Source organism: Streptomyces phyllanthi (assembly GCF_009377205.1).
Lineage (GTDB): Bacteria > Actinomycetota > Actinomycetes > Streptomycetales > Streptomycetaceae > Streptomyces > Streptomyces phyllanthi.
Window position 1 is genome coordinate 1 of record NZ_VJZE01000360.1, and the last position, 9,679, is coordinate 9,679.

General features: G+C 70.8%; 8 protein-coding genes and 1 pseudogene. 2 read left to right on the forward strand and 7 right to left on the reverse strand.

Annotated elements, in window-relative coordinates; all coding sequences use genetic code 11:
- Window positions 1-1,454, forward strand: a pseudogene (locus tag FNH04_RS34105) (response regulator); the annotation flags it as partial.
- A gap of 82 nt (window positions 1,455-1,536) precedes the next feature.
- On the opposite strand, the gene FNH04_RS34110 reads toward FNH04_RS34105, so the two are convergent.
- The 7 genes from FNH04_RS34110 to FNH04_RS34140 all read right to left on the reverse strand — a co-directional run bounded on the left by FNH04_RS34110 (window position 1,537) and on the right by FNH04_RS34140 (window position 8,909).
- Entirely contained in the window at window positions 1,537-3,192 is a 1,656-nt protein-coding gene (locus tag FNH04_RS34110) for a long-chain fatty acid--CoA ligase (protein ID WP_322724655.1), read from the reverse strand.
- A 206-nt stretch (window positions 3,193-3,398) separates the two neighbouring features.
- Window positions 3,399-3,953, reverse strand: coding sequence for a SigE family RNA polymerase sigma factor (locus tag FNH04_RS34115; protein ID WP_152789720.1), 555 nt, complete (start codon window positions 3,951-3,953; stop codon window positions 3,399-3,401).
- A 188-nt stretch (window positions 3,954-4,141) separates the two neighbouring features.
- The gene (locus FNH04_RS34120; protein ID WP_322724658.1) at window positions 4,142-5,305 is read right to left on the reverse strand and encodes a lipid-transfer protein; all 1,164 of its coding nucleotides are present in this window, start codon (window positions 5,303-5,305) and stop codon (window positions 4,142-4,144) included.
- Window positions 5,302-5,697 (reverse strand): MaoC family dehydratase, encoded by a 396-nt coding sequence (locus tag FNH04_RS34125; protein ID WP_152789721.1) that lies wholly within the window; start codon window positions 5,695-5,697, stop codon window positions 5,302-5,304. Before FNH04_RS34125 ends, FNH04_RS34120 begins: the two co-directional genes overlap by 4 nt.
- Complete coding sequence (locus tag FNH04_RS34130; protein WP_152789722.1) at window positions 5,694-6,740, reverse strand: acyl-CoA dehydrogenase family protein; 1,047 nt, start codon at window positions 6,738-6,740, stop codon at window positions 5,694-5,696. The genes FNH04_RS34125 and FNH04_RS34130 overlap by 4 nt, the downstream gene beginning before the upstream one ends.
- 1 nt (window position 6,741) lies before the next feature.
- Window positions 6,742-7,650 (reverse strand): bifunctional MaoC family dehydratase N-terminal/OB-fold nucleic acid binding domain-containing protein, encoded by a 909-nt coding sequence (locus FNH04_RS34135; protein WP_152789725.1) that lies wholly within the window; start codon window positions 7,648-7,650, stop codon window positions 6,742-6,744.
- Window positions 7,651-7,745: 95 nt separating this feature from the next.
- Window positions 7,746-8,909: an acyl-CoA dehydrogenase family protein gene (locus FNH04_RS34140; RefSeq protein ID WP_322724660.1), complete on the reverse strand. Its 1,164-nt coding sequence runs from the start codon at window positions 8,907-8,909 to the stop codon at window positions 7,746-7,748.
- Between the two features lie 175 nt (window positions 8,910-9,084).
- Here FNH04_RS34140 and FNH04_RS34145 point away from each other — a divergent pair.
- On the forward strand, window positions 9,085-9,679 hold a 595-nt coding region (locus tag FNH04_RS34145), incomplete at its 3' end, for a bifunctional DNA primase/polymerase (protein WP_152789723.1).

The window sequence follows — 9,679 nt, forward strand, 5'->3', positions numbered from 1 at the left end:
CCCCTGATTCCGGCACCCCGCTCCCGCCTGAGCAGCCCCAGCAGGCTCAGCAGCCGCAACAGCAGCAGGCACAGGCACAGACGCAGACGCGGACCGCTCAGCCGCTGCCTGCCGAGGCCGCCGCCCCGGTGGATCCCAACTCGACCCAGGGGCGCGCGTTCAGTGTGCGTACGCTCGGGCAGGGCGTACCGTTCGCCCGCCAGCCCCAACCGGGTAACGCGGCCACTCCTCCACCGCCCCAGGCCAACGGTGCCGGCTCCAACGGCTCCGGCCGCCGCCGCAAGCTGGGCACGCCTCCCGAGCCCACCGCGCGCCCGGAGGCAACGGCGCGCCCGCACCCGCAGCCCGGGCAGGCCCAGGGAGCGCAGACACCCGTACCGGCCCAGGCCTCCTCCTTGGCAGGACAGGCCGCTTCTCTGGCTGGGCAAGCCTCGTCCCTGGCCGGGCAGGCCGCCTCCTTGGCCGGACAGGCGTCCCTCGCGGGACAGGCATCCCTCGCCGGACAGGCATCCTTGGCTGGACAGACGTCCTTGGCAGGACAGGTCCCGCTCCCAGCTCAGCCCTCCCTCGCGGGGCATTCCCGCCTGGCCGGGGCCACCGAAGGGGCCGGGCGTTCCTACGCCATAGGCGCGCCCGACGAGAACGCCGACGAAGGCCCTGAGCCGCTCGACGGCCCCGGTGGCGCGGTGGAGGTCTCCGACCAGCCCCGGCCGCAGCCGATGGACGACGAGCTTCCCCCTGAGCCGCTCGACAACCCGCGGCGCCTCCTCGTCTGGCCCGCGCCCGACGTCAGCACCCAGCAGGCGCTGAGCGACCGCGGCTACCGGCCCGTCATCGTGAACTCGCGCGAAGAGGTCGACGCGCAGATCGCCGCCTTCCCGGCCGCCCTGTTCGTCGACCCGCTCACCGGCCCGATCACGCGCACTGCCCTGCAGTCGCTGCGTCAGGCCGCCGTCGCCGCCGAGGTCCCTGTGCTCGTGACGGCCGGCCTCGGTCAGGCGTCGCGGGACGCGGCCTACGGTGCCGACCCCGCCGTACTCCTGAAGGCCCTGGCGCCGCGTGACTCCGAGCAGCACCCGCCCCGCGTCCTGCTCATCGAGGAGCACGCGGAGATCGCGCTGGCGCTCACCGCGACCCTGGAGCGGCGCGGTATGCAGGTCGCGCGGGCCGCCTCGGACGCGGACGCCGTCACGCTCGCCGCGCAGATGCGGCCGAACCTCGTGGTGATGGACCTGTTGCAGGTACGCCGCCGCCGTGCCGGAATCGTCGACTGGCTGCGCGCCAACGGGCAGTTGAACCGCACCCCGCTGGTCGTCTACACCGCCGCCGTCGACCAGAGCGAACTCCCGCGCCTGGCCTCGGGGGAGACGGTCCTGTTCCTCGCGGAACGCTCGACGAGCCCGGAGGTTCAGACCCGGATCGTCGACCTGCTGACACGTATCGGTACGAACTGATTCCGTACCCACGTGAGTGGGGGCGCTGTTTCACGTGAAACAGCGCCCCCACTCACGTACTCACCTACAGCCGCCGCAAGCGTCAGATCTGTGAGACGTCCAGCTCACCCTCGGCGTACTGCCTGCGCAGCACCTTCTTGTCGAACTTGCCCACGCTCGTCTTCGGCACCGCCTCGATGATCGTCCAGCGCTCGGGGAGCTGCCACTTGGCGATCTTGCCCTCGTCGGCGAGGAAGGAACGGAGGGCGGCGAAGTCCGCGGTGGCGCCTTCCTTCAACACGACCGTGGCAAGCGGACGTTCGCCCCACTTCTCGTCCGGTACGGCGACGACGGCGGCCTCCGTGACATCGGGGTGGGCCATCAGGGCGTTCTCCAGCTCGACGGACGAGATCCACTCGCCGCCCGACTTGATGACGTCCTTGGCGCGGTCGGTGAGGGTCAGGAAGCCGTCGGGGCTGATGGTGCCCACGTCACCGGTCTTGAGCCAGCCGTCCTCGCTGAACTTGTCGGCAGGACGCAGGGGTTCGGCGCCCTCGCCGCCGTAGTACGCGCCCGCGATCCACGGCCCGCGCACCTCCAGCTCACCGGCCGACTCCCCGTCCCAGGGCAACCGCTCGCCACCGGGTCCGGTGAGCCGGGCCTCGACCCCGGCGGGGAAGCGGCCCTGGGTGAGCCGGTACGCGAACTCCTGCTCCGTACCGACGACATGGGCCGGCGGGCGCGCGATCGTGCCGAGCGGCGAGGTCTCGGTCATGCCCCAGGCGTGGTACACGCGCATGCCCAGCTTGTCGAAGGCCCCCATCAGCGCGGGCGGACAGGCCGAACCCCCGATGGTGACCTGCGTAAGCGCGCTGACATCCCGGGGGCGGGCCGTGAGTTCGGCGAGCAGTCCCTGCCAGATGGTCGGAACGGCCGCCGCGTGTGTGGGGCGCACCTTGTCGATCATCTCGGCGAGCGGACCGGGCTGCAGGAACCGGTCCGGCATCAGCATGTTCACACCGGTCATGAAGGTGGCATGCGGCAGCCCCCAGGCGTTGACGTGGAACTGGGGCACCACGATCAGGGTCGTGTCCTCGTCGGTCAGGCCCATGGACTGGGCCATGTTGACCTGCATGGAGTGCAGGTAGATCGACCGGTGGGAGAAGACGACGCCCTTGGGGTCGCCCGTGGTGCCAGAGGTGTAGCACATGGCCGCGGCGGAACGCTCGTCCAGCTCCGGCCAGTCGTACGCCGTCGGCTTGCCGGCCAGGAGCTCCTCGTACTCGTGCACCTGCGCACTCGCCCCGTCCAGCAGCGACCGGTCGCCCGGGCCGGAGACAACGATGTGCTCGACCGGCTTGAGGTGCGGGAGCAGCGGGGCGAGGAGCGGCAGCAGAGAACCGTTCACGATGACCACTCGGTCGGCTGCGTGATTGACGATCCATGCGAGCTGCTCGACGGGGAGACGCAGGTTGAGGGTGTGGAGCACGGCGCCCATGGAGGGGATCGCGAAGTACGCCTCGACATGATCCGCGTTGTTCCACATCAGCGTGGCCACACGGTCGTCGCTCTCGACCCCGAGGTCCTCCCGCAACGCGTGCGCCAGCTGAGCGGCGCGAGTCCCGATCTCGGCGAAGGAACGGCGCTCCGGCTCCCCTTCACCGGTCCATGTGATCACCTGCGATGTGCCGTGGAGGGCCGATCCATGGTTCAGGATCCTGGAGATCAGCAGCGGTACGTCCTGCATCGTGCTCAGCACGGCGTCCTCCCGGGGCAGCTCTGCCTACGCGGTGTAAAGGGTTTGCGCTGATTCTGCTCACATACCGCTCGGTATGTCACTAGCCAGCCGAATGATCGATCAACGGGAGTCGCTCGGACGAATGGGGACTCTGTGCGGAGCCCAGCGGGGAGGCCACCGGCTTCACGGCAGCTCGTTCGGAGGATGCTGTGTTCAAACGACAGGGCCTAGCGCACAGGCTCCAGCTCAGGGTCCTCGCGCAGCTTGCCCAGCGCACGAGACACCGCCGACTTGACCGTACCCACGGACACCCCGAGCACCTCGGCCGTCTGTACCTCGCTGAGGTCCTCGTAGTACCTGAGGACGACCATCGCCCGCTGCCGCGCCGGCAGCTTCATGATCGCCCGCCACATCGCGTCATGGAGCGCCTGCTGCTCCGCCGGATCCCCGGCAGGGGTCACGTCCGGCTCCGGCAGCTCGTCGCACGCGAACTCGTCCACCTTGCGCTTGCGCCACTGGGACGTCCGCGTGTTGAGCAGCGCACGCCGTACATAGCCGTCGACGGCGCGGTGGTCCTCGATCCGGTCCCAGGCGACATACGTCTTGGTGAGCGCGGTCTGCAGCAGGTCCTCCGCGTCGCTCGGGTTCGCGGTCAGCGACCGGGCGGTACGCAGCAGCACCGGCTGACGGTCCTTCACGTACGACGAGAACGACGGGTACGGAAGGGTCTGCCTCGCTGACGTAGCAGCGCTCGAAGCGCTGGTGCAGACGGGTGTGGTCATGGCTCCACGCTAGGAGCGACCCTCGTCCCTGCGGATCGGCCGGAGGTCCCGAAGGGGACTCCCCCTCAGGTTGTAGGAGGGGGGCAAGCCCCACCTCCTGAGGGTGGACGAGGGGCCCTCATGTACTGAGGGTGTATCCCTGAGAGCCTGCTGCCCTGGTATCAGGCCGCCGTACTCACCGCTCCTCATCATTCCGTTCCCAGGACCACTCCGGATGTCGGCACCCCTGTCCCCGCCGTGACCAGCACGTTCCGGGCTCCTGGTATCTGGTTCACCGCGGTGCCCCGCACCTGCCGTACTCCCTCCGCTATCCCGTTCATCCCGTGGAGGTACGCCTCCCCGAGCTGCCCTCCGTGCGTGTTCAGCGGCAACCGCTCCTCGGCCACGAAGTCCGCCGCCTCCCCCGCTCCGCAGAACCCGAACTCCTCCAGCTGCATCAGAACGAACGGCGTGAAGTGGTCGTACAGGATGCCCACATCGATGTCCGCCGGCCGCAGGCCCGAGGTCCGCCACAGCTGTCGCGCCACCACCCCCATCTCCGGCAGCCCGGTCAGGTCGTCCCGGTAGAAGCTGGTCATCTGTTCCTGTGCCCGGCCCGCGCCCTGGGCGGCCGCCACGATCACGGCGGGCGGATGCGGCAGGTCGCGCGCCCACTCCACCGAGGTGACGACGAGCGCCTGGCCGCCGTCCGTCTCCTGGCAGCAGTCCAGCAGCCGGAGCGGCTCGACGATCCACCGTGATGCGGCGTGTTCGGAGAGCGTGATGGGTCTGCCGTGGAAGTACGCCGCCGGGTTGGTCGCCGCGTGCTTCCGGTCCACCACCGCAACGTGCCCGAACGCCTCAGGCGTGAGCCCGTACGCGTGCAGGTACCGCTGGGCCGCCATCGCCACCCATGACGCAGGCGTCAGCAGCCCGAACGGCAGCGACCAGCCCAGCGTCACGCCCTCGGCCGACGGCTCCCGCCGCTGCACCCCGGACCCGAACCGCCGCCCTGACCGCTCGTTGAACGCCCGGTAGCAGACCACGACCTCGGCCACCCCGGTCGCCACCGCGAGCGCCGCCTGCTGGACCGTGGCGCACGCGGCCCCGCCGCCGTAGTGGATCCGGGAGAAGAAGGACAGCTCCTTGATACCGGCGGCCTGCGCGACGGTGATCTCCGGGCTGGTGTCCATCGTGAACGTGACCATCCCGTCCACGTCGCCCGGTGTCAGCCCCGCGTCGTCGAGCGCGGCCCGCACCGCCTCCACGGCCAGCCGCAGCTCACTGCGCCCCGAGTCCTTGGAGAACTCGGTCGCCCCGATCCCGACGACCGCCGCCCGCCCTCCGAGAGCGTCCCGCGTTCTCACGCTCACGAGACACCCCCGGGCGGCAGGGTGACCGTCACCGTGCCCGTCACATGTCTGCCGATGCCGTTCTCACCGACCACCCGCACCGTGGCGATGCCGACCGCTACCGACTCGACCGAGCCGGTCAGCACCATGGTGTCCCCCGGGTAGTTGGGTGCTCCGAGGCGTATGGCCACCTTGCGGAGGACCGCGTCCGGGCCGAAGTGGTCCGTGACATACCGTCCGACCAGGCCGTTGGTCGTCAGGATGTTCATGAAGATGTCCGGCGAGCCCTTCTGGCGCGCGAGCTCGGCGTCATGGTGCACGTCCTGGTAGTCCCGCGAGGCGATGGCCCCGGCCACGATCAGCGTGCGCGTGATCGGGATCTCCAGGGGTGGCAGCTCCTCACCCTCTCTCATGCCTCCCCTCCCTCGGTTCCTTCGGCACCGCTCACGATCAACTCCCCCAGCTCCTGGAGCACTTCGCTCCCACACCCCAGGTACGCGTCCAGCTGCCGCCCCCACAGGAAGTGCCGGTGGACGGGATGCTCCAGATCGGCGCCTGCGCCGCCGTGCAGATGCTGTCCTGTGTGCACCACGCGCTGCCCCGCCTCGGATGCCCACCAGGCGGCGGTCAGCGCATGCGTGGCGTACGGCAGGCCCTGGTCACGGCGCCAGGCCGCCTCGTAGGCCGTCACCCGTATCGCCTCGGTGTCCATGTACGCGTCGGCCGCTCGGAGTTGGACGCCCTGCTGGGCGGCGAGCGGGCGCCCGAACTGTTCCCGGGTGTTCGTGTGGGCCACGGCGCGTGCCAGCGATCCCGCGCACACGCCGGCCTGGAGGCCCGCGAAGGCGGAACGAGCGGTGGCGAGCACGTCGTCGTACGCACCCTGTGTCCCCAGCGGTTCCCCCGGCGCGCCGTCCAGCGTCAGCAGCCCCGCCGCCCAGGGCGCCGTCGACTCGACCGGCTCACTGCCCGCGTCCGCCACCCGCACCAGCCACAGCCGCAGCCGTTGGTCGGGCACGAGCACATGCGTGGCGTCTCTCAGCCAGGGAACGAGAGGCACGGTGCCGGTCAACCCGCCACGCTCGGAGGCCCGTACACCTCCCGTGGCCGGGAGCGCACCGCACACCACCACCGCACCGTCCCGGATCCCCGGCAGGAGCCGCTCCCGCTGCTCGGGTGAACCGTGGGCCCCCACCGCCAGCAGCCCGTACACACAGCTCGCCGCGAACGGCACCTGGGCCGTGGTGCGTCCCTGCTCCTCCAGGAGGAGCACCAGGCCGAGGAGGCCGATGTCCTCCACCGCGCTCACGAGCCCGGCCGCGCACAGCGCCTTCCACAGGTCCGTGTCGCTGCCGGTCCCGGTCGCGGCGAGGCGCTCGGGCGTGGCTAGATCACCGAAGATCCTCGCGGCCAGGTCACGGGCGGCGGTCTGCTCCTCCGTGGGCGTGAAGTCCATGTCAGCCCTCGCCACCTTCCCGGACCCGGAAGACCGGCAGCACCAGCTCCCCGTCCTCGTCGTCGAACCGCGCGAACTCCAGCCGTACCGGCAGTCCGATCCGCACCTTGTCGTACGGCACCCCCACCACGTTGCTGACGATCCGCACCCCCTCCACCAACTCGACCAGCGCGACCGCGTAGGGAGGGTCGAAGGCCTCGAAGGGCGGGTGGTGCATGACGACGTACGAATAGACCGTCCCCTCGCCGCTCGCCTCGACCACGTCCCACTCCAGGGAGCCGCAGGCGTTGCACCCCGGCAGCCAGGGAAAGCGGAGCATCGTGCAGCCGCCGCAGCGCTGGATGAGCAGCTGGTGCCGCCCGACGCCCTCCCAGAACCCGGCGTTGTCCCGGTTGACCACGGGGCGTGGGCGTCTGCTCCGAGGGCGGTCCTTCGGCTTCCGCCGCGCGGGCGCGTACTTGAGGATCCGGAAGCGGTGCGTCCCCGCCGGTTCGCCGCCCGCCCGTACGTCCATGCGCGTCGTGATGAAATACCCCGTGCCGAGCCTGGTCGTCTTGCGCTCCGAGACCGACTCGATCACCGCGTCGAAGGTGATCTCGTCCCCGGGCCTCAGCGGCCGCAGATACTCCTGCTCGCAGTCGGTGGCGACCACCGAGGTGTATCCGGCGGTGTCGAGAAGTCCCAGCAGCTCGTCGTACGCCGCCGAGCGGCCCGTGTGCCCGGACAGGCCGCCCATCGTCCATACCTGGAGCATGGTGGGCGGCGCGACGGCGCCCGGCCCCGCATACGCCGGGTTGGTGTCGCCCATCGCCTCGCACCAGTGGCGGATCATCGGCGCGTTGACCGGGTCCTTGCCCACGCCTCCGACAGCCGCCGGCCGGCCCTCGTACGCCTTCAGCCGTACGCCCAGCTCCTCGGCCTCCTCGTGTCCCTCCCGCCCCGGTACTGCCGGGGCCGGCCGCCCCGCTTCCGGCGCCGCTCGCTCCGGCTTCTCCACCCCGGTACTCACCTCCGCCCCCTGGTCATCCCCAGCCGCATCGTCGCGACGATCTCCCGCTGCACCTCGCTCACGCCGCCCCCGAACGTGTTGATCTGCGCCGCCCTGTTCATCCGCTCCAGCTCGCCGTCCCAGAACACCCCCGGCGAACCGGAGCGGATGAGTGCGTCCGCTCCGACGATTTCCTGACACATTCGGTACACCGCCACCGCCGATTCGGTTCCCGCGAACTTCACGCCGCTCGCGTCGCCCGGCGCCAGCCGAGCGGCCCCCACATCTCCCACCAAACGCCAGTTGAGCAGGCGCGTTGCCGCCAGCCGGGCATGTACCTCGGCCAGCCGGGAACGCACCCACGGCTCGTCAACTCGACGCCTCCCCGTCACTGGATCGGGTGTGCATGCCGCCTCCAGCGCCGCCGTGCAGAAGTCCTCGGCCTGCATGCCGATCGCAGCCAGGGCGACCCGCTCGTGGTTGAGCTGGTTGGTGATGAGCCCCCAGCCGCCGTTCTCCTCCCCGACGAGGTTCCCGGCGGGAACGCGGATCCCGTCGTAGTACGTCGCCGTCGTCGTCAGCCCGCCCACGGTCTCGATCGGTGTCCACGAGAACCCCGGCGCGTCCGTGGGCACGAGGAGGATCGAGATGCCGCGGTGACCGGGGACGTCGGGGTCGGTCCGGCAGGCGAGCCAGATCCAGTCGGCGTTCTGGGCGTTCGAGGTGAAGATCTTCTGCCCGTCGATCAGCCAGCCCGCGTCGTCACGGACAGCCCGCGTCCTGAGCGCCGCCAGGTCCGTACCCGCCGACGGCTCGCTGTACCCGATGGCGAACACGAGGTCACCGCTGAGGATCCGCGGCAGGAAGAACGCCTTCTGCTCCTCGCTGCCGTACTTCATGAGGGTCGGCCCGACCGTGTTGAGCGTGACCATCGACACCGGAGCGCCCGCCCGGTACGCCTCGTCGAAGAACACGAACTGCTCGTCCGCGCCGCGCCCCTGGCCGCCGTACGCCTCGGGCCAGCCGAGTCCCAGCCAGCCGTCGCCGCCGATACGGCGCAAGAGGGCGCGCTGCCCCGGGGCGTCGTCCCGGCCGGGCGGCCCCTCGGGCATCAGGTCACGGAAGTACGCACGGATCTCGTCACGCAACAGACGCTGGCGCTCGGTGGGGGCGAGGTGCACGGCTCCGGCCCTCCAGAACCTCGTACGACCAAGAGTTTCTGACTGTCCGTCAGATTCCGTCGGCTGTCAAGGTCGCCGAGCACGCGCGCGCGTGCCCTCCGAGGGCCGAACCACCCCGTCGGGGAACCAGCACACCCCCCTTCCCTTTTTCGAACACGCGTACGAACATAGAAGTATGGCCACCACCGACCGGCAGGCCACGACACTGGCCCTGGCACACGCCCTGTCCGCAGCCGAACGCGGACTGGCAGTGATCCCCCTGGCCCGGACGAAGCTCCCGGCCCTGCGTTCCCCCCACCGCGACGACCCGTCGCCGCCCCCCTGCCACGGCGAGTGCGGCCGCTTCGGGCACGGCGTGTACGACGCCTCGACCGACCCGCACCGCATCCGAGAACTCTTCGCCGCGGCCCCCTGGGCGACCGGCTACGGCATCGCCTGCGGACTGCAGCCGCACCACCTGATCGGCATCGACCTCGACACGAAGACGGGTACGGACTCGTCCGCGGCCCTGCGCGAACTGGCTCTCCGCCACCTCTTCACGATCCCCGCGACGGTCGTCGTCCTGACCCCCAGCGGCGGCCGCCACCTCTGGCTGACCGGACCGCCGGACGTGGTCGTCCCCAACTCCGCGGGACGGCTGGCCCCCGGCATCGACATCAGGGGCGCCGGCGGCTACCTCGTCGGCCCCGGCTCACGCACCGACCACGGCGTCTACAGCACGGCCCCGGGCAGCGCCCACCTCGCCCCCGCCCCGTGCCCAGCACCTCTCC